The 19,250-nt window shown below is 36.6% G+C and carries 20 protein-coding genes; 4 read left to right on the top strand and 16 right to left on the bottom strand.

Features of this window, described 5'->3' with window-relative positions; genetic code table 11:
• Positions 1-197 precede the first annotated feature (197 nt).
• Both KHA93_RS03140 and KHA93_RS03135 read right to left on the bottom strand, forming a co-directional pair.
• Complete coding sequence (locus tag KHA93_RS03140) at positions 198-2,846, bottom strand: family 78 glycoside hydrolase catalytic domain (protein ID WP_213109385.1); 2,649 nt, start codon at positions 2,844-2,846, stop codon at positions 198-200.
• Positions 2,847-3,071: 225 nt separating this feature from the next.
• Complete coding sequence (locus KHA93_RS03135) at positions 3,072-5,060, bottom strand: S9 family peptidase (protein WP_213109384.1); 1,989 nt, start codon at positions 5,058-5,060, stop codon at positions 3,072-3,074.
• Between the two features lie 186 nt (positions 5,061-5,246).
• Between KHA93_RS03135 and KHA93_RS03130 the strand changes: the two genes are divergently transcribed.
• Positions 5,247-5,630: a YhjD family protein gene (locus KHA93_RS03130; protein ID WP_213109383.1), complete on the top strand. Its 384-nt coding sequence runs from the start codon at positions 5,247-5,249 to the stop codon at positions 5,628-5,630.
• Between the two features lie 37 nt (positions 5,631-5,667).
• On the opposite strand, the gene rbsK is transcribed toward KHA93_RS03130, so the two are convergent.
• The 8 genes from rbsK to KHA93_RS23795 form a co-directional block, all read right to left on the bottom strand.
• Positions 5,668-6,555 carry a ribokinase gene (gene rbsK / locus KHA93_RS03125; RefSeq protein ID WP_213109382.1) on the bottom strand — a complete coding sequence of 296 codons (888 nt, stop codon included), beginning with the start codon at positions 6,553-6,555 and terminating at the stop codon, positions 5,668-5,670.
• A 5-nt stretch (positions 6,556-6,560) separates the two neighbouring features.
• Positions 6,561-7,382, bottom strand: coding sequence for an energy-coupling factor ABC transporter ATP-binding protein (locus tag KHA93_RS03120; protein WP_213109381.1), 822 nt, complete (start codon positions 7,380-7,382; stop codon positions 6,561-6,563).
• The gene (locus tag KHA93_RS03115) at positions 7,375-8,241 is read right to left on the bottom strand and encodes an energy-coupling factor ABC transporter ATP-binding protein (protein WP_213109380.1); all 867 of its coding nucleotides are present in this window, start codon (positions 8,239-8,241) and stop codon (positions 7,375-7,377) included. The genes KHA93_RS03120 and KHA93_RS03115 overlap by 8 nt, the downstream gene beginning before the upstream one ends.
• On the bottom strand, positions 8,238-8,981 hold the full coding sequence (locus KHA93_RS03110) for an energy-coupling factor transporter transmembrane component T family protein (protein ID WP_349772249.1): 744 nt from the start codon (positions 8,979-8,981) through the stop codon (positions 8,238-8,240). The genes KHA93_RS03115 and KHA93_RS03110 overlap by 4 nt, the downstream gene beginning before the upstream one ends.
• A gap of 65 nt (positions 8,982-9,046) precedes the next feature.
• Positions 9,047-9,649, bottom strand: coding sequence for an ECF transporter S component (locus KHA93_RS03105; protein WP_213109379.1), 603 nt, complete (start codon positions 9,647-9,649; stop codon positions 9,047-9,049).
• A 22-nt stretch (positions 9,650-9,671) separates the two neighbouring features.
• Positions 9,672-10,634 (bottom strand): nucleoside hydrolase, encoded by a 963-nt coding sequence (locus tag KHA93_RS03100; protein ID WP_213109378.1) that lies wholly within the window; start codon positions 10,632-10,634, stop codon positions 9,672-9,674.
• A gap of 51 nt (positions 10,635-10,685) precedes the next feature.
• The gene (locus tag KHA93_RS03095; protein WP_213109377.1) at positions 10,686-11,708 is read right to left on the bottom strand and encodes a LacI family DNA-binding transcriptional regulator; all 1,023 of its coding nucleotides are present in this window, start codon (positions 11,706-11,708) and stop codon (positions 10,686-10,688) included.
• 305 nt (positions 11,709-12,013) lie between these two features.
• A complete protein-coding gene (locus KHA93_RS23795) occupies positions 12,014-12,406 on the bottom strand; it encodes a competence protein ComK (protein WP_432806337.1) in 393 nt (130 codons plus the stop codon).
• A 259-nt stretch (positions 12,407-12,665) separates the two neighbouring features.
• Between KHA93_RS23795 and KHA93_RS03085 the strand changes: the two genes are divergently transcribed.
• Positions 12,666-13,520, top strand: coding sequence for a helix-turn-helix domain-containing protein (locus KHA93_RS03085; protein ID WP_213109375.1), 855 nt, complete (start codon positions 12,666-12,668; stop codon positions 13,518-13,520).
• A gap of 258 nt (positions 13,521-13,778) precedes the next feature.
• Here the strand turns inward: KHA93_RS03085 and KHA93_RS03080 are convergent, their stop codons facing one another.
• The 3 genes from KHA93_RS03080 to KHA93_RS03070 all read right to left on the bottom strand — a co-directional run bounded on the left by KHA93_RS03080 (position 13,779) and on the right by KHA93_RS03070 (position 14,953).
• Positions 13,779-14,210 (bottom strand): hypothetical protein, encoded by a 432-nt coding sequence (locus KHA93_RS03080; RefSeq protein ID WP_213109374.1) that lies wholly within the window; start codon positions 14,208-14,210, stop codon positions 13,779-13,781.
• Between the two features lie 183 nt (positions 14,211-14,393).
• Positions 14,394-14,738 (bottom strand): YolD-like family protein, encoded by a 345-nt coding sequence (locus tag KHA93_RS03075; RefSeq protein WP_213109373.1) that lies wholly within the window; start codon positions 14,736-14,738, stop codon positions 14,394-14,396.
• Positions 14,738-14,953 (bottom strand): hypothetical protein, encoded by a 216-nt coding sequence (locus tag KHA93_RS03070; RefSeq protein WP_213109372.1) that lies wholly within the window; start codon positions 14,951-14,953, stop codon positions 14,738-14,740. The genes KHA93_RS03075 and KHA93_RS03070 overlap by 1 nt, the downstream gene beginning before the upstream one ends.
• A gap of 167 nt (positions 14,954-15,120) precedes the next feature.
• On the opposite strand from KHA93_RS03070, the gene KHA93_RS03065 reads away from it, so the two are divergent.
• Together KHA93_RS03065 and KHA93_RS03060 are read left to right on the top strand one after the other, a co-directional pair.
• Positions 15,121-15,270, top strand: a complete 150-nt coding sequence (locus KHA93_RS03065) for a hypothetical protein (protein WP_213109371.1) — start codon at positions 15,121-15,123, stop codon at positions 15,268-15,270.
• A 239-nt stretch (positions 15,271-15,509) separates the two neighbouring features.
• Positions 15,510-15,755 (top strand): helix-turn-helix domain-containing protein, encoded by a 246-nt coding sequence (locus KHA93_RS03060; RefSeq protein ID WP_213109370.1) that lies wholly within the window; start codon positions 15,510-15,512, stop codon positions 15,753-15,755.
• Positions 15,756-16,194: 439 nt separating this feature from the next.
• On the opposite strand, the gene KHA93_RS03055 is transcribed toward KHA93_RS03060, so the two are convergent.
• The 3 genes from KHA93_RS03055 to KHA93_RS03045 all read right to left on the bottom strand — a co-directional run bounded on the left by KHA93_RS03055 (position 16,195) and on the right by KHA93_RS03045 (position 18,870).
• Complete coding sequence (locus KHA93_RS03055) at positions 16,195-17,376, bottom strand: LysM peptidoglycan-binding domain-containing protein (RefSeq protein ID WP_213109369.1); 1,182 nt, start codon at positions 17,374-17,376, stop codon at positions 16,195-16,197.
• Positions 17,377-17,437: 61 nt separating this feature from the next.
• Entirely contained in the window at positions 17,438-17,914 is a 477-nt protein-coding gene (locus tag KHA93_RS03050) for a phage holin family protein (RefSeq protein WP_213109368.1), read from the bottom strand.
• A 122-nt stretch (positions 17,915-18,036) separates the two neighbouring features.
• A complete protein-coding gene (locus KHA93_RS03045) occupies positions 18,037-18,870 on the bottom strand; it encodes a S1 family peptidase (protein WP_213109367.1) in 834 nt (277 codons plus the stop codon).
• Positions 18,871-19,250: the final 380 nt, after the last annotated feature.

Here is a 19,250-nt window from a genome sequence, read left to right as displayed (position 1 = left end):
TGTCTTCTGTAAAAAACAGATAGAGCATATAGGATTCTCTATCTGTTTTTCCTGGTTTTTCAATTTACTGGCCGCGTACTTTGGATTACAAGCCATCTACTTCAGTTTACTGGCCGCTCACTTCAGTTTACTGGCCATTCAATCCAATTTACTAGCCGTACAATTGGTTTTACTGGCCACTATTTATTTTTTATTTACTAATACGTAAATCGATAACTCCCTGAGCCCACTAAAACTTTTACCTCATTATTACAATCAGTTACTGAAAGCTCATTAGATTGCTTTAAAGGATAATTACTCTCTAGGATTTGTTTACGTGAAGCATTAGGAAGAATAATTTCAGCTGATGTATTAGTTGGAATCGTCACTTCAAATTCCATTGTGCCGTCGTCACGCTTAGTCCAACTCGATGCTATCGTTCCATACATCGTTTCAAGCTTTCCTTTAGCATACGTTAATCCTTTACCTGGAAGCGGCTTTATGATGCTCTTCTTGTAAGCAGGGTGTTGTTCATCCATATCAATTCCTACTACTTTACGGTACAACCAATCTCCTATTGCTCCATAAGCATAATGGTTAAAGGAGTTCATATCAGCACTCCAAAAACTGCCGTCTTCTTTTATTCCATCCCAATGCTCCCAAATCGTGGTGGCACCTTTTGTTACTTGGTACAACCAAGATGGATAATCCTTTTGGAATAACAGTTTATATGCAGCTTCATTTTGACCGTTCTCACTTAATACATGGTTTAAGTAAGGCGTTCCGACAAAACCAGTAGTCAGATGGAAATTACTCTCTTTCAATAATTCCATTAACTTCTCAACTGCACGGTCCTTTGCTCTTCCTTCTACTAATTCAAACATTAAAGCTAGTAATTGAGCTGTTTGTGTTGGAACTGAAAGACGACCAGCAGGTGTTACAAACTCCTCATTAAAAGCCTTTACAATATTAGAGTGAAGCTCAGCATATTTTTCTGCATCCTTAACCTTTTCAAGAATCGTGGCTGTTTTTTGAAGCAAGGATGTAGAATATGCATAAAAAGCAGTTGCGATATAGTCCCGATCAGTAGCACCAACATAACTATCCGGCTTTGAATCAAGAGCAAGCCAATCTCCGAAATGGAAGCCTGTATTCCATAGAAATTCGTTTTCTCCTTGCCTGCGAATATACTCAACCCATGCTTTCATACTTTCATACTGTTCTTCTAGTAATCTCTCGTCACCATATACGAGATAAATAGTCCACGGACAAATGACAGTCGCATCTCCCCAAGCAGCTGAACTAAATGGAGGCGGAAATTCTCCCATCCCTTCTTTTCCAAGAACATTTGGTACGACGAAAGGAACTCCACCATCTTCAGCTTGATCGCTCTCTAAATCTCTTAACCATTTCGTAAAAAATGGGACAACATTCATTAAAAATGTGGACGTTCTGATGAACATTTGCGCATCTCCTGTCCATCCAAGCCTTTCGTCACGTTGCGGACAATCCGTTGGCACATCAAGGAAGTTTCCTTTTAATCCCCATAAAATATTATGTTGCAGCTGATTAATCATTGGGTCAGAACATTCAAAGCTGCCCGTTGGCTCCATATCAGAATGAAGGACAACTCCCGTGAAGTTATCTAAATGGAGTTGATCCGCGGTAAATCCAATCAACTGAACATAACGGAATCCTTGAAACGTAAAATGAGGTTCAAATATCTCTTTTTCTCCGCCCTTTAAAATATATTGATTCGTCTGTTTAGCTGTACGGATATTATCCATATAGAAGTTTCCGTCTTTATTCAGTACTTCAGCGTGGATTAACTTTACCTCTTGACCAGCGTCTCCTTGTACAGAAAATCGAAGCCAGCCTACCATATTTTGCCCCATATCAAGTACAACTTCATCTTTTGGAGTTGTACTCAGTGCAATTGGTTTAATTTCTTCGATTTTGCGAACATGATCGTTTTCTTGGGCAACAAGAATATCTTTTGTATAGGAAATAACTTCGACTTGCTTCCAAGTCTTTTCCTTCTGTTCTAGTCGAGCATCGTAAGTTTCACCATGATAAATCTCTGACATGAGGATTGGACTTGCCGCTGCCTGCCATTGATTGTCTGAACGAATAATTATTTCCGTCCCATCATTTAATACAACGTGCATTTGAAAAAGAAATGCAAGACGGTTCCCATAATGAGAATGTGCTCCAGACCAAGCAAGTTCCCCTTTATACCAACCGTTTCCTATCATAGCTTCGATGTCATTGTTTCCTGAACGAAGCAAGGCAGTAACATCATATGTTTGATATTGTAGCCTTTCATTATAATTCGTCCAACCCGGGGTAAAATAAGCATCCCCTATTTTTTCTCCATTTAATTGTAGATTATAGATTCCTAATGCGGTTGCATAAATACGCGCCGATGATACTGGTGCATTTAAGCTAAAGTTTCGATGTAAAATTGGACTTTGAGTTCCATCCATTAATTCCAAATCACTTGGTGAGCTAATCCATTCAGCAGACCATTCGTTCTTATTTAGTAATCCTGTTTCCCAAAAAGATGTTTCTGACCAACCAGTTCCTTCCCCATGCTGATTCCAAGCTTGTACACGATAATAGTAACGCGTACGAGGTGTAACTTGTACGTCCTTGATTTCAATATGGATACTCTGATCGGATTTCACTTCCTCAGAATCCCAAACCTGTCTAACAAAATCTTGGTCCTCTGCAACTTGAATTTGATAGGATGACTGAACTACACCCCTATGATCAGATTCTAATTTCCAGCTAATTCTTGGCCTGACGACATCAATTCCAATAGGATTTTTCTTGTACTCACAACGAACGTCACTAATGTTGAACAATGCATTCTCCCTCCATTTCTTAGTGTCTACTTTTTAAAATCTTCTGATATTAATGTACCATTTTTTTGTTTTCTTTTGTATATGCATTTTTGTTTTTGTTTGTAGAGTAACTCACTTCAATGTATATATTGATTTCCGCTCCAATCAAAAATGAGCTTTAATATAACCAAAACAAAAAATTGGCCTAAGAAGCACTCTCACTTCTTAAGCCAACCCATTTTACTCTTATAGATATTCCACAAACCAGTCCCTAATATATTCTAGTCTGTTGATTCTTAACGTTGGTTTTCCGCTCCTTGAAAGCTCGTGATTGGATTCAGGGAAGCGAACAAATTTTGTTTCTTTTTTACGATGTTTTAAGGCAATAAACAATTGCTCTGCCTGTTCAATTGGACAGCGATAGTCTTTTTCACCGTGTAAAATTAAAAGTGGTGTCTCTACATTGTCCACATATTTAAGTGGTGAATGATTCCAAAGCTTTTCTATATCGTCTAATCCAGCGAGAATTTGCCAGTCTGTAAAGTAGTAACCAATATCACTTACTCCGTAAAAGCTAATCCAGTTACAGATGGAACGCTGAGTAACAGCTGCTTTAAAGCGATTTGTATGGCCGACGATCCAGTTTGTCATGAAGCCGCCATAGCTTCCACCTGTTACAGCGAGGCGATCTTGATCAATAAAATCATACTGCTCTAATGTATAGTCGACAGCCGCCATCAAGTCATTATAATCATTGCCGCCATAATCGCCGCGGACCGCATCAACAAATTTCTGGCCATATCCGTGGCTTCCCCGAGGATTCGTGTATAGAACCGCAAAGCCTTGAGCAGCAAGAATTTGGAATTCGTTAAAATACGTGTTGGCATACATGGCATGCGGACCGCCATGGATTTCAAGAATAAGCGGATATTTTTGTCCTTCTTCATATCCAACTGGCTTCATTATCCAGCCGCTTACTTTCCAGCCGTCTGCCCCTTCAAATTCAATGGCTTCTGGAACAGATAATTCTCTCGTCTTTAAAAACTCTTCATTTACATTAGTAAGCTGTTCTTTTTCGCCCGTATTTAAATTTACGTAAAATAAATCGCCAGGATTTGTATTAGTGCTGATTGCGACTACCGCTTTGTCATTTTTCTTATCAAGTGAAAAACCATATACATATTGATCATCATTAATAGCTGGATATAATTCTCCAGAAATATTTCCAAAATAAATGGCTGTATTTCCTTGATCTGTCACTTGGAAGTAAAAGCTTTCACTATCTTCCAACCATTGGACACGCGGAGCAACAACACCTTGAAGGAAATCACCTACGACAAAATCACCGACAGGTGCGTCAAAATCACTCGTTACACATGTCTTATTGTCATTTTCCACATCATAAATCCATAGCTTTGCATGTGTAGCATTTTCAAATTCTCTTTCACTTCCAACATAAGCTATGTAGCGGCTGTTCGGAGACCATGATGTTTGGTAGAACATTCCCGTTCCTTCCGTTAGCTTGCGAGCATCCTTCGTTTCTAAATCCAATAAGTAAATATCACTCATGAAAGAAAAATCAAGATCCTCTGTTAAGTCTGCAGTGTAAGAAAGATATTTTCCGTTTGAAGACCATGTGCCAAGCTGGAAATTATGTTTTCCTTCCGTTATTACTTCCAATTCCCCAGATTCTAGATTGACGATTGCAATTTGAGAAAATTGCTCCATATCAAGAAATCCGCCTGCATCCGATTTATGTTTCATTTTATCTATTTCAAGTGGTTTTAGTTCTTTTTCTTCTTTCTTGTCTTTTTCAGCTGTTTCGTTAATGGTTTCGTCTTTACCAAGTTTCACAGAGAAGGCAATTTTCTTTCCACACGGAGACCATACGGGTGATGTCGCACCGTTTCTACAATCGGTTACTTGTTCCGCTTCTCCACCTATTTTAGAAAGAACAAAAATTTGCGGCTTCCCATTTCTCGTTGACACAAACGCGATTTTGCTGCCATCTGGAGACCAAACAGGTGAATTCGTTTTATCTTCACCAAAAGTCCATTGTTGTGGAATTTTATCATTCAAGTTTATGTAAAATAAGTTAGATACATAGTCTTTCTTCTTTTCTTCAATATGCGTTCCGACGTATACAACGTCTGTTCCATTAGGTGATACTTGTGGATCAGCCACTGATTTTAATTGATATAGATCTTCTGGTTTAATCCCTTGTTTCGATTTCATCTTTTATCGCCCCTTCTTGTTGAATACATTATATTGTACAATATTTCGACGCCCTAAGTATTTTTCCTGCTTATAAAGGAGAAAATTTTTTTGAGCCCATTTTAATTTTTACAACTTGATATACACTTTTTTTCTTAGTATTATAAAAGGGAACGTATGTTCTGTAATTAAAGGGAGGATTTTACAATGACGAGAATTCCAACGAGTGACCGGGATATTATTGAGCAGGCCATCTACCTACCTATGTTGCTCACTATATTGAACCGGGATTTAATTGTAGTTAATACAAGCTCCTTTAAATTAAAGAAACCTTATTTAGAACTAATTGAAGAAACAATGAAAGCCATTCAAAAAGATCTTGCTGAAGTAAAACGGTATTTGCATAAGAATAATATCAAGGTGGAGCGTCTTAAATCAGATGATGCCTTTACAATGTATATGTTCATCTATAAAGGTTACGAAGAGGAGCATAATTACTTTAATCCTAGGCTTAGAAATAGAACAGAAGAGTTGCTCCGTTATTACTTATTTGAGAGGTATAAAAATATACACTTGGAAAAAAAAGCGTAGCTGCTTCGCACCGAATACGAAGAGCTACGAATATAATTTATTCCAAAATTGAATCTGGGATAAGTGGTTGTGCACCCATTTGAGTAACTACATAAGCGGCAACTTTCGTGGCAAACTCAATCGAACTTCGAAGCGAATCTCCTCTGCATAGTCCTACTGCCAAAGCTCCATTAAATGCATCTCCCGCTCCAGTTGTATCTACTGGATCAACGCTTAACGCTTGAACCCAGCCACTTTCTTCACGATTCATATAAAAAGAGCCTTTAGATCCAAGTGTCACGACTACCGTTCCGACCCCTTTATCGAGCAATAAACTACATGCGGAGCGAATATTTTCTTCCGTTCTCGTTTCAATACTAGTCAACTGCGCAAGTTCTGTTTCATTCGGAGTTAAAAATGTAATATTCTTTAATAAAGAATCGGACAATTTTTGTGAAGGAGCCGGGTTTAGGATAACCATTATCCCATGTTGGGCTGCAATTTCCACCGCCTTTTCAACTGCATCAAGCGGAACTTCAAGCTGAAGAAGGAGTGCCTTGCTTGAAGATATGATATCAGCTTCCTGTTCAATTTGTTTAGGTGTAACTAAAAAGTTTGCACCAGGAAACAAAACGATCGCATTATCACCAGCATCTGTCACTTGGATAATCGCTTGCCCAGTCGCTCCTTCCTTTTGAACGGAATCAATATAAACGCCTTTATTTTTTAAATTGTTTATCGCTTGTCCCCCGAAATCATCTTCACCTACTTTTCCAATAAAATGAACATTTGCTCCCAACTGGCTTGCTGCTACAGCTTGGTTGGCACCTTTTCCACCGAAATGAACACTATGGGAGGCACTGTGAAGCGTTTCACCATTATTTACAACATAAGGAACACGATATACAAGATCTATATTAATGCTGCCGACTATTGAAATATCCATGCCCGTTATCGTCCTCTCGTAAAATCTCTTTTCTTTAATACGGATAATAATTGGCCTTTCGTCAAGATACCTTTCTCCAAGCCCAATAAGTTGGCCATTTTAGCAACTGCAGGTGGTTTCAGCATACTTTCTTCTAATATCGCATGATTATAAAAAATATGTCCTGAATCATCATCTGCAATAATCCTACGATTTGCCATTACAACAATTCGAGAAAAGTAATCCGTGACAAATTCCATATCGTGCGTAATCGTAATAACCGTCTTTCCTTTTTTCTCCAATTCATCTAGGAGCTTACTTAATAAATCTAAGCCGACCCGATCCTGTCCAGCTGTCGGCTCATCCAAAATAATCACATCGGAATCCATTGCCAAAACGGAAGCAATGGTAACAAATTTACGTACGGAATATGGAAGATTATAAGGATTTTCGTGAGAAACATGACTAATTCCGCATAATTCCATCGCCCAATCTGTTAGCATCGATACACGTTCTGGATCAAAGCCCATATTTTTAGGCCCAAACTGGACTTCTGATTCCACATCATTATGGAAAATTTGATCGTCCGGATTTTGAAAAACATAGCCAACCTTACGGGATACTTGAGCTGTTGTATAATCTTTTGTATTCCAATCCCCAACATATACCGCACCTTCAGTTGGCTTTAAAAGACCGTTCATCAATTTTACTGCAGTTGTTTTTCCAGCCCCATTTTGCCCAATAATAGCAAGACGTTGGCCAGCAGGAATAGTAAGCGTCAAATTTTCTAATGCTTTTGTTCCATCGGGATAAGCGAAACTAACGTTTTTCAAATGAAGTTCAGTCATGAGCACTCTCCCCTACACTTTCCCAACTAATGCTTTCGGGTAATTCTTCGTCGCGAATTGGGACGTAATTTAACTTAACACCGTTTTTTTGTAAATTTAGAGCGACCTCGGTTACATGAGGATATTGAATATTATATTCTCCATATCGTGGATCCGCAAAAACTTCTCGCGTCGGACCTTGTAAAACAATTTCACCTTCATTAAGGACAATAAGATCGTCTGCATATTCAGCAATTAAGTCCATTTTATGTTCTACAAGAATAATTGTTTTTCCCTTTTCTTTCATGAGACGAATGATATCAAATACATGCTCCGTTCCAATTGGGTCTAGCTGAGATGTTGGCTCGTCAATGACAAGGATATCGGGATTCATTACGATGATTGAAGCAAGAGCAACACGTTGACGTTGGCCACCTGAAAGCCCCATCGGATGTTTATCTCGTAAATGCTCGATTTTAACAAGCTTTAATATTTCATTTACTCGGTCTATAATTTCATTTACTTCTACACCTAAATTTTCGAGCCCATAAGCTACTTCGTCAAAAACGGTATCTTTTACTCCTGATACTTGGATGAAAGGATTTTGAAAGACATACCCAATTTTTTCACCTAATTGACCTAATTGGTAGTCCACAATATTTTTACCGTCTACAATGACTTCTCCTTCAAGCTCTCCTTTGTAAAAATGCGGAATAAATCCACGTATAATATTACAAAGTGTCGTTTTACCAGAACCATTATTACCAATAATAGCTGTAAATTTTCCCTTTTCAATTGTTAATGATGCATTTTTGATTATCCAATCATCGCTGACCGGATAACGGTATGAGACATTTTTCATTTCAATGATAGAATTCATGCGAGTATCCTCCATAATACCATTCCGACTAAAATAATAATGTAGACGAATGGTAGAATTCGATCAGCTGTACTTTTTGTCAGCTTATGCAAACTTGTCTTCTTTGTTGGAGCAGAAAACGCTCTCGATTCTAGAGTAATTGCTCGTTCTTCAGTACTTGATATAGATGATAAAATGAGAGGAGTTAAGGTTGGGATAAATGCTTTCGCTCTAGTCAACATTGACCCTTCCGTTTCGACACCACGTGTTTTTTGGGCATCCATAATTGTGTTCGCATGGCGTCGCATTTCAGGAATAATTTGTAATGTTGATAATACAACATAAGCTCCCATTGGAGGTAGGCCCGCGTCTTCAAGCGACTTTACAAAGTCACGTACTTCTGTCAAACGGAAAAATAATATGAATGCAGATCCCATGGCAAGGATACGAGAAGTAAGCGTTAGTCCATAATTCAAGCCTTCCTCAGTCCACTTGAATATTCCCCATTGTCCAATCACATGATCACCTGGATAGAAAAAGAGCTGCATTAAGAAAACGATGATAAGTAAAAATAACAAAGCTTTCATGACAGTTCCAAAAAATTCTTTCGCAATACCTGCAGCAGCAGCGATAAGAAGTAAAATTGGAAAAACTAGAAATGAGAATATATACCCGGGAATAATAAGAACGGCAGCTGATACAAACAATGCAAAGAAGAATTTAGTCATTGGATGAAGCTGCTGGATGATATTTTTCTGCACTGTGAACCCTCCTCAGAAAAAGTAGCTCTTTCCGCTCAATAGAACGGAAAGAGTTGATGAAACAATTATTTATGGCCTCCACGTTTCATGTATAGAGTCCCGTAATTCATTTTTGATAGATAGCGGTCAGACATTTTTCTTACAATAAAATATACAATAAGTGCAGATACGATTTTGTCAGCAATTTCAAAGATAAAGGATGAAGCAAATACGGCACCCCAAATTTTTTGTCCTGAAGCAAGGAGTGTAGCTGTAAGAAGGGATGATGTACTTCCAGTAGCTCCACCGAATACAAGAACCGTAATTGGAGCTGACACGATAACAGCTATAAACGTAATAACAATACCGGAAACAATTGTTTTAGGAATATTTTTAAACATACCGGATTTAGACAATAACCCTACTCCAACACCAATCGCCATCGATGTAATCGCATACGGAAAATACGTAGGATTGAAAATACCATTGATTAGATTTGTAATTAATCCAGCAAGTAATGCAACCCAAGGACCAGCAACAACCCCGATTAAAATAGTTCCGATTGTATCAAGAAAAATTGGGAGCCTTAAAACGTTTGCAATTTGAAAACCGACAATGTTTACTGCTACACCAATTGGAATTAGAAGCATAGACATCATATTAAAATCATCTTTAAAACTACGTTTCATCTTGGTTTCCCACCTTTTTTAATTATTGACCGATTTGACGGCTCATTTTTTCAATCGCTTCCATAAATTGATTTACAAAAGCTTCACGGTTTACTGAGTGCAATACTTTTACATTATGAGGTTTTCCTGAACGATGCGAGTAATCGACAACAGTTGCACCAGCAGTATGACGTCCTTCTGTTTCAACCGCTACAAAGCAATCTTCTCCTTCGAAAAGTTCTGGAGTAACTACATAAGAAACAGCACAAAGATCATGCAAACGAATACCATTTTCAAAATCAGTTTCTTGGAAATCATTATTTTTTGCATTGTGAATATAAAAACGAAGCATAGAACCAATCTTTTGGGATAAATCTGTATTCATGCTCTCGATTTTTTCCAATTCCGCCATGTTGACATATGCTTTATGCGTAACATCAAGTCCGCTCATGATAATAGGAATTCCTGAACGAAATACGATATCAGCTGCATGAGGATCCACATATACGTTAAACTCCGCAAATGGGCTCATATTCCCAGCGACTGCTGCACCACCCATATAGGAAATATAGCTGATTTTTTCTTTTACTTCTGGATGGGCAAGTAGCAATGCTCCGATATTTGTAAGTGGTCCAGTCGCGATTAGTACGATTGGTTCCTCACTTTCAGTTAAAACATCTTTTAAAGCATTGATAGCTGTTCTATCACTTTCAAGTAAACCTGGCTCAGGTAGTACGACTTCACCTAACCCACTTTCCCCATGAACATCATCAGCAACCTCAAGTTCACGGAAGAAAGGATCATCCAACCCTCTCGCAATTTCAATATTTTGTTTCATGTAGCTAGTGAAAGCTCTAGCATTGTAGATTGTTTTATCTTGAGTTTGATTTCCAGGTTCAGTTGTAATTAACTTAATATCCAGATCATCTCGAGAAAAAGCTAGTAATAATGCCATTACATCGTCAATTCCTGGATCACAATCAATAATTACTGGTATTTTTTTCATCGAATTCACTCCTCTAGTTAATCTACATTCTTGATGATTTATTATGATGGGTTATAGTAATAGATTTGGTGATGTACTACTTTCACGTACTACCAGAGTCGGATTAAACATAACAGATTTGGTTTCCGTATTTTCAAATTTTTGGATTAAAAGCTTTACAGCCTCCCGCCCCATTTGATAAGTATCCTGACGAACTGTAGTGAGTTTAGGTATTAACGCGGATACTAGCGGTATATCGTCAAAGCCTACGATGGATAATTCAGTTGGTATATGAATACCAAGCTCGTGCGCCATACGGTAAACACCGAATGCCATTACATCATTGAAGGCAAATATTGCTGTTACTTCTTTTTTCATAAGAAGGTCTTTGGACTTATGGTATGCCATTTCCATCTGAAAATTCCCTTCAATAATATGTGATGGCAAAAGTTCAACACCTGATTCAGACAGTGCTCTTTTGAAACCTTCTAAACGTTCATTAGACAAAGAAATGGACCTTGGTCCTATAATGCATGCTATCTTTCTATGTCCTAGTTCTATTAAATGTTTTCCTGCTAAATATCCACCTTTATAATTATCTAAAAAGACACCGGAATGTTTTTTTTCGTTTTTTCCCCTATCAATGAGAACAAAAGGAATTTTTGCACGTGACAATTGCTCTTCATCCGATGGATCCAAATAATCTTTTGCCGAAAAAATGATACCATCTACCTGTTGTTCTTCTAATAGTCGTAAATATCGCTTTTCTTTATCAGAACGATCATCAGAATTACAGATGATTAAGCTATATTCTCTTTCATTCGCTTCATCTTCCACCCCTCGACATAATTCAGGAAAATACGGATTAGAGATATTTGGAACAATTAATCCAAATGTTTTCGATCGCTTCGTTACGAGACCACGAGCAAATTGGTTAGGCTGGAAGTCTACTTCCTCCATTACTTTAAGTACCTTTTCACGTGTCTTTTGGGACATTCCCTCCTCTTTTTGATTCAACACTCGCGAAACAGTGGTAATGGAAACACCGGCTTTTTTCGCTATGTCTTTAATGGTCCATCTTTTCACAATCTTCACCTACAATAATATCACTCTTTGAGAAAACGTTTTACGAAAACGTTTTCTCTACAAAAATAATATTGCAATCGTTTACAATTGTCAACATTTTTTTTGAAAAAATAGTAACCTGCTAAAATATGATTATTAGATAAATAGCTTAGTTTCATGCCCTATAGTTAATATTTACTGAGTATCTCTATTGAAATTTGTATACTTCAAGAACATCGTTGGCTAAAAAGGAATGGATTTTTAAAAAGATTTTTTAAATTAAATGGAAAAAGCTTGTTAAGAGGCAATAGCTTCTCAACAAGCTTGAAATGAATTTATTTTTTCTTTTTAGTTCTGTATGTATTATTAAATTCGGCCGCTTGATCAGTGTAGGATCTTGTGGAACGCTTTGGATACATTTCCATTCTTTCAATATTTTGTTGAAACCTAATTCGAAGGCGAGCAGTCCTAGATAGCTGATTCATAAAAGAAGTAATTGAAATGGGAATTTCAAAGCTTTGATCATTATTAAAATGTATGATCGTATTGTTATTACTTCCTTTTTGATGTGAAATAATATGATCATGTGATATCCATATGCATTGTGGGTTGGTCGGTGATGTAGTTGGAATAAAATATATTGAGGTATAGGGGTCAATCATTATAGGCGGTTTGTGGGTTACCATGATGAGCATTTTGGTGCCTTGTTTCCTCCCATCGAAAGATATGGAAATACTAAATAACCCCCCAAGTAGTTTACTATGTAATTGCTTGTATACATGTGAAGATCATATAAATACAATCAATAAAAAACAAAAGAGCACAGCGTGTATAAGTAGTGCTACCAACACTCTTATACCGTCCGCCTGCTAACCCAGGCAAACACTTGCTGTACCCTTATGTCTATTTTATAGTCATAGGGTTTATTTAGCAACGGTTTGCTTACACAGGCCGTTGCTTTTTTGTTTCCGAATAGGAGACATTTAAATGGAAAATAATTATCATTTTGGGCACTTAGCAAATTATGCAACATTTGATAACGTGGAGGAATTGAATCACCATGTTAATGGATTCCGTGATAAAACAACATCCACTGAATTTAAAGTACTTTGGTTCATTAGTAAGTATGCCGTAAAATTTGTTGGTGCTGCTCATTTGAAATTGGAAACAATCGCAAACGGGATCAGCATGTCTATTAAGACTGTTCAGCGTGCAATCAAGTCCCTCATTGATATGGAAGCTATTCAAAAGGTAAATACCACAAGACCTATCAAAGGTGGACAAGGGGCTAATATTTATCAGATTCAACCTTCTTATGACCTTGATGTCCAGGCGCAAATGTCCAAGCGTGAGTGTGACGAAACACAGCATGGTAGCAACGTTCAACAAGGAAAATCAGAAAAACAAACAGCTTATTCTTTAAGCAATAAATCTATTAATTCTATTAATACGTATACGGCACAAGAGACAGATGGTGATACTCATTACAGTAAGCCGTATTCGTCTTTCATAAAAACAGTAGGATATTTCATTGATGATAGAAAAACCGCATCTAAAATGTACGGAATATACTTGGCTCAAACGAAACATATTAAAAATTCTTTTGACCAAATCTCTCTTCTTGATACCGCTATTAGCGCCATACGCACTACCTTTCTCACTACTAAAAAGAAGGAAATTAAATCTATAACTGGCTATTTTAATGGAGTATTGGATAGAAAATTAGACCACTTATATATGCAAACAATGGAACAAACGTGGGATGAGAATGCTAATGAGGATATGAATAGTTATTATTCAACTAACCCAACTCTTTACAATTGGTTGGATGATTGTGTTTGATATCTTTAGTTAGCTTACACCATAAAAAAAAGCCCTTCTCATATGAGAAGGCGACTTTTTATTACATTTATTGACCTATTCACACCAGCCACAAAAGATATACAGCCTTTTTGTAAGATAGGACTTTTTCTTGTATTGCTATTAACTTTAAGGAGTTATTCTTTTTCTGCTAGAACACCTAAACTTTTGTTTTAATCGCTAGATTTATACTTAATATTTTGGGTAGCTCTTATGAAAATAGTTTTTAAATTAGTTTTATTATCTATATACAAATATACTTGTTATAGCCCACCCAGCAAAATTAGTCATTGCAGAATCAGCAAATAATTCAGCATCCATACTTAACCCATAGCTTCCAGCTCCTACAGTGAATGAACTAATATTAATCGACTTTATTGGTGTATTAGTAGAAAAATATCCAGTTTGAGTGCCTTTAGCTGCAATGCTTGCTTTGTAATATATTCTATTACATTTCCCTCTAGCCTGTAACTGATAATCTACTGTTGTTGCACCTTTATAATATGTATATGCATCAGTACCTACCCTAGCTTCACAAGTAGCACCCGCTTTTGGTACCGGTCTCCATTCACTCCAATTAACAATTGATGAAGCCTCTGACTTTGTTGGAGTAAATACAAAAGCTGCAAAAATAAAAGCAAAACTTAATAAAATCATTCTTGTTTTTTTCATTTTCTATCTCCTCTCTATTTCCATATTTTATATAATAATACAAAAAAAGTAATAATTCAACAACTTTAAAAATTTATCAAATTTACAGATCTTCCCTCCTGCTTCAACATTTTTTATTCCATTTTCAATTCACGAGCATACCTTCCATATCTCCAATTCGACATATGGTACAAAATACCTTCTTTATTCTACAAACTCCACGCCAATAATAGAATCGTAATTTAGTTTTTGTAAATCTCCATTCCACTCTGTTATCCAGATAATCTTATTTAAGTTGTCTATATTATGTATTCGCGCCTCTGATTCTTCGAAAAAACCTTCTATCCACAACTCAAATATTACTGACAAATTATACTCTTGTGCGGTTGCTAACTTTTCGTCAATTTCTCTAAGTTGAAATTCGTCCAATATCGGCTTCTTTTCTTTCTCATAGTCTTCATACATACCATGAAGTTCTCCGATATGTTCGGGCATTATGAAACCATGCCATTTTTTCATACCTCTATCTTTGATATCTTTGAAATCCATCACGCACTCCTCCTACTTCTAAATGGTGCAACAGAAAGGATATTTTCTAATTTAAATGTACGGAATTGTTGTTTAGTGTAGCAATAAGCTTTGATAGATTGATCAGTAACCGCAAGAACTTTGATAATTCGCTGTGATATTTGGTTATCGTTGTTCATGTAAATTAATTCAAGTCTTTGATCTGTACCGTTTGCGCGATTTATGATACCTTTCATAACAATCACCCCGAACGTTTGTTTGTGATTATTATATGCGAACGTGCGTTTGTTATGCAAGTGAAAAATCTACAAATAAATGCAAAATAATATAAAAAATAAGTTAATATCTATTTACTTTTTTAAATAGGTATAGTATAATTAAATTAAAGAAAGGGGGTGAACAAGTGGATGTAGAAAAGACGTTAGCAATAATCGCTCTTGCGGCAGGAGCTTTCAAAGCTACAGCATCAGGATTGAAAGACCTTCACGATATATCAAAAGAGCGAAAAAAACAAAAGCGACGCTCTCCGGCTAAGAAGAAACGTCGCAAGTAAGACAGAGGGGAAGAAATTCCCCTTCTAAAAATTATAACACATCCACTCTAAAATATGCTTAAAAAATTTGGTTACAGTAACATAATGGTATTAGTAATTGGCATTGTGATCATGTATGTTTATGTTGATTTCAAAGCCCCTACGATAATTGACTTTATCATGATGGTTATTTTTGGTCTAACAATTTTACTTTATGTAATTAAGTTAGTTTTACTTATTTTTAAGAAAGGGGATAAAAATTGAAATATCAATTTGAATCAACCAAGGATTTACTAAAGTTCTTGAATGAAAATTTGTTATCTACAGTTGAAGCAGCTGAACTATTAGGTATATCAAAATCAAGAATTGGTCATATGGTTCGGGATGGAAAATTAACACCAGCTAAAGATCAACCTAAAGTCTTTTTAAAAGAAAGTGTTTTGGAAAGAAAAGCAGAACAAGAGGAATTAAGAAAAAAGTATAGACCATATGATGAACTTGAATAGTTAAAAAAGATAAGGCCTGCAAATGAAGCGGGCTTTTTTTCAAATGGAAATGCAACAAAAGATGAATTATGAATAGAATTAACTCAAAGGGGGATTAAAACCCAAAGGAAAGGAGTAGATTAAAAAGAGAGAATCCGATTCCGAATTCATTCAAAGTGGCTCAACTATGCTCACAGCGATAGCCTCCGTAAAAATAAAAACGGCCCGTTTATTGCGGGCCAGTTACATTAGTAATAACAAATTCTATTTTCAAAAAAAATCCCTCCTAAAAAGGAGGGTGTGCAAAATATCATAAAGAGGGCTATCACTAGTATTTCTTATTTTGATTTTAATATTCCCGATTCACCATAAAATAAACCCGCAATTAAGCGGGCTTTGGAGAAAGGAGAAGGAAATGGGGATAACCTTCTCCTTTTTAGTATATCCATATTAATGAATCTTACTTAACTGTTACTAAATCCTTTCGCGCAGTAATGTAATATATATCCCCTTTACTGTTTTTGACTTTATACTGCGGAGAACCTTCCGTTTGAATCAAGTCTACTATGGTCCAACCTTGTCCTTTAGTAAAGTATCCACTAGCATTCGTCCATCTAGGGCCGTTATAATAATTTACCTTTGCTACAATAGACTCAACTCTCCTACCTGCTAATGAATTGACGGTGTCCTTTTTCTTATCGACATATTTGCCACCGACATTGGATACATATTGACCATTACCAATATAAAGCCAACCGTTTTTCAATTCTTCGTAGACTGTTACTTCTCTTCCCTTTTTATATTGTGTTACAACTGGGTTATTTGTTCCGGCACCCTTTCTCGCGTTAAGAGTGTCGACTTTAATAACACCAACCCACAAGACTTTTGGAGTAACCGGTGCTGGTTGTTTATCGTTTTTAGGTTGTTCTGGTTTAGTAGATTGTGGTCCCTTCATAGAGAGCTTCTGGCCAATCTGGAGCTTTGAAGGATCCTTAATATTATTCCATCGAATCAGATCCTCAACCGTCACTCTGTCATCATTGTTGGCGATACCCCATAACGTGTCACCTTGCTGCACTATATACACATCAGGTAACTCTTTTTCAACTGGAGTATGATCAAGGAATTTAAAAGCTTTGTTGTAATCAAACACACAACACTCTTTCCAAGAGTAGCCAGGGAACTCGTGATGAGACTTATCAGCTTTTCCAATTTTGTCCGCAACCAATGCAGCGTGTAACTCGTTAATAGATGCTTTTGTTGCATCGTCCAGCACATCATAACGATAATCACCTGCAACACAAACACCTACAGCGAAGTCGTTGCTGTTCCCAACGTTGTAAGTTAATAAAGACACATCATTCGCATAAACAATTCTGGCACGAGGACCTTTTGCTGTCTGAATAATATTCTTTGGTTCGATGACAAGGTGGTACCCAATCCCTGGCCAGCCGTTTGTATTTACATGGAAGTTTGCGAAACTAGCAGCGTCTGATCCGCCCAAATGCTTTAACGTCAAACTATGATGCCATGCTCTAATACAATTTGATAGGCTTGTTTTGCGTTTTGAATATGAGCCTTTCTTTGCTAATTTTCCACGGCTGTCTATTAACTGAGGTAACTTTTCAAATTTGTATGCCATTGATTTTATTCCTCCTAAAAGTTTTTTATAAAAATAAAAGAGCAACGATTATTCGTCACTCTCATTCGGCACTATATTTTTTAATTTTTGCTTTAATTTCAGATTCAAGAATCCTGAATAGCCACATTGGGAAATACTTATCCCATCCTAATACATATATATTGGCAGCAAACGATTGTAGATTGTGGTAGATAAACGAAAATGCTAAAATTGCAAATACAAATGCACCAGTATTTAACAGCTGATCGATTATCCATCCAACTGCCACAATCGCAAAAATAATACCGTCTCTTATCACGGCATCGATCCCGATATTACTTTCGTATTTATTATTTTTCTTGGCCACACGAACACCTACGGTATAATCAAGAGCCACGATAATTGCTAGAACTGCCGCTATATACGCATGCAGCAAGATAAATCCTTTCGCTCCTAATATTACATTTACAAAAGTACCAACTACGCCTGTGATTGTCCCTAGAACAAGACTCTTATTTACCACCATTTTTTGAAATAAACTTGATAGATTGTCAAACATATCCCACTCTCCTGTTTTTCATAATAAAAATAAGGACTGATAAACAGTCCTCTCAATTTCTCTTTATCCAAAATAAAAAGCACCTCATTTGAGATGCTTTTCTTTCGTCTAGTATGAAATTATTATTGATCCGGTAATAATTCATCAAAATCCAATAGTTTATTCGATTTGATAACGTAACCTAAATTATTCGGTATAGTTGATAATACAATTTCTCTCTGCGTTATTGGGATATCAACTACTCTAATATCTCCTTGCGCAGTGTGTTGTGGCCCTGCGAAAAGGATACCTAATAATATCACTCGATTTGCACCCATATAAGTATTACCTTTTTTATCAGTATATCCACCTTCGTCATAAATCAAAACAGGTGATCCGCTTGAACCAGGGAAACAAGCTGCATCAATAAGAAGTTGGGGAGTCCCGTTATAATCAAATTTTGGATGAGTTGCAGTAATACCCCTTCGCATTATAGGTAAGTTATTTTCCCGATCCCATATCCCATTAGGATAGCCAATCATGACTATATTTTCAATAGCTCTTAATTCATCGAGATTTTCAATAGTTGGTATTAGGCTTTTATCGAGTGATATAAAAAAAGGCTTCCTTCCTTGTAACTCTGCTAGGTGTAAAATGGGAGCTATAGGCATTATACATAAATCAATTTGAGGATCAGGATGATACAACCATCTTTGCTGGAAATTATCTAACTCAATTGGTAAATGTTCAGTATTTAAAGGATTACCATTTTCATCAGCCTCGGTTAAAATAAACCTTCCTCGAACCCCGCCATCAATCACATGCTTATTCGTTACAATTGCTGGGATATAGCTATCACCTTGTTCTTTAAACCTAAAAAAGAACCCAGTTCCTGTTCCTATCCCACCCGTGTTTAAGAAAGTCTCTATCCTAACAGTGGAATACATCAATTGTTCCGAAAGACCTAAATCAATCATCTTCTCAACCTCCCTATTTGTATTTATTTACAAATAGAGTATCTCCCATTTGGTGTTTAATAGACAAGCTTTTTCAAAATTTTATATTTTTATTGGTTACTAGATATTTTTCAGTACCTTTTTCTCCACACTTCGTACATACCCACGATATTTTTTGAGGTTCACTTAATAAAATATAATCAGAATAAGTTTTATCATGTCTGCACATTATAACCATTTCTACATTATTTGACATTCTTGACCACCTCCATCGATTAGGGGAGCAATTACTATTTTACCTCAGAGTTATCTGTTAATATTGTCTCTAGCCGTCTGTTTCCATAGTTAAAGACGGCGAGGCTATATACGACCGTCCGTTACCCTTTATTGGTAAAATAAAA

Source organism: Lederbergia citrisecunda, from assembly GCF_018343695.1.
GTDB lineage: Bacteria > Bacillota > Bacilli > Bacillales > Bacillaceae_C > Lederbergia > Lederbergia citrisecunda.
The sequence above is the reverse complement of the archived record's forward strand: the minus strand, read 5'-3'. Positions and strand labels throughout refer to the sequence as shown.

Bases quoted from the DNA above. Each gene is read 5' to 3' on its own strand.
- KHA93_RS03135 (WP_213109384.1), bottom strand. From the start codon at position 5,060: ATGAAATCGAAACAAGGGATTAAACCAGAAGATCTATATCAATTAAAA.
- KHA93_RS03130 (WP_213109383.1), top strand. From the start codon at position 5,247: ATGACGAGAATTCCAACGAGTGACCGGGATATTATTGAGCAGGCCATC.
- rbsK (WP_213109382.1), bottom strand. From the start codon at position 6,555: ATGGATATTTCAATAGTCGGCAGCATTAATATAGATCTTGTATATCGT.
- KHA93_RS03120 (WP_213109381.1), bottom strand. From the start codon at position 7,382: ATGACTGAACTTCATTTGAAAAACGTTAGTTTCGCTTATCCCGATGGA.
- KHA93_RS03115 (WP_213109380.1), bottom strand. From the start codon at position 8,241: ATGAATTCTATCATTGAAATGAAAAATGTCTCATACCGTTATCCGGTC.
- KHA93_RS03105 (WP_213109379.1), bottom strand. From the start codon at position 9,649: ATGAAACGTAGTTTTAAAGATGATTTTAATATGATGTCTATGCTTCTA.
- KHA93_RS03100 (WP_213109378.1), bottom strand. From the start codon at position 10,634: ATGAAAAAAATACCAGTAATTATTGATTGTGATCCAGGAATTGACGAT.
- KHA93_RS03085 (WP_213109375.1), top strand. From the start codon at position 12,666: ATGGAAAATAATTATCATTTTGGGCACTTAGCAAATTATGCAACATTT.
- KHA93_RS03080 (WP_213109374.1), bottom strand. From the start codon at position 14,210: ATGAAAAAAACAAGAATGATTTTATTAAGTTTTGCTTTTATTTTTGCA.
- KHA93_RS03075 (WP_213109373.1), bottom strand. From the start codon at position 14,738: ATGGATTTCAAAGATATCAAAGATAGAGGTATGAAAAAATGGCATGGT.
- KHA93_RS03070 (WP_213109372.1), bottom strand. From the start codon at position 14,953: ATGAAAGGTATCATAAATCGCGCAAACGGTACAGATCAAAGACTTGAA.
- KHA93_RS03055 (WP_213109369.1), bottom strand. From the start codon at position 17,376: ATGGCATACAAATTTGAAAAGTTACCTCAGTTAATAGACAGCCGTGGA.
- KHA93_RS03050 (WP_213109368.1), bottom strand. From the start codon at position 17,914: ATGTTTGACAATCTATCAAGTTTATTTCAAAAAATGGTGGTAAATAAG.
- KHA93_RS03045 (WP_213109367.1), bottom strand. From the start codon at position 18,870: ATGATTGATTTAGGTCTTTCGGAACAATTGATGTATTCCACTGTTAGG.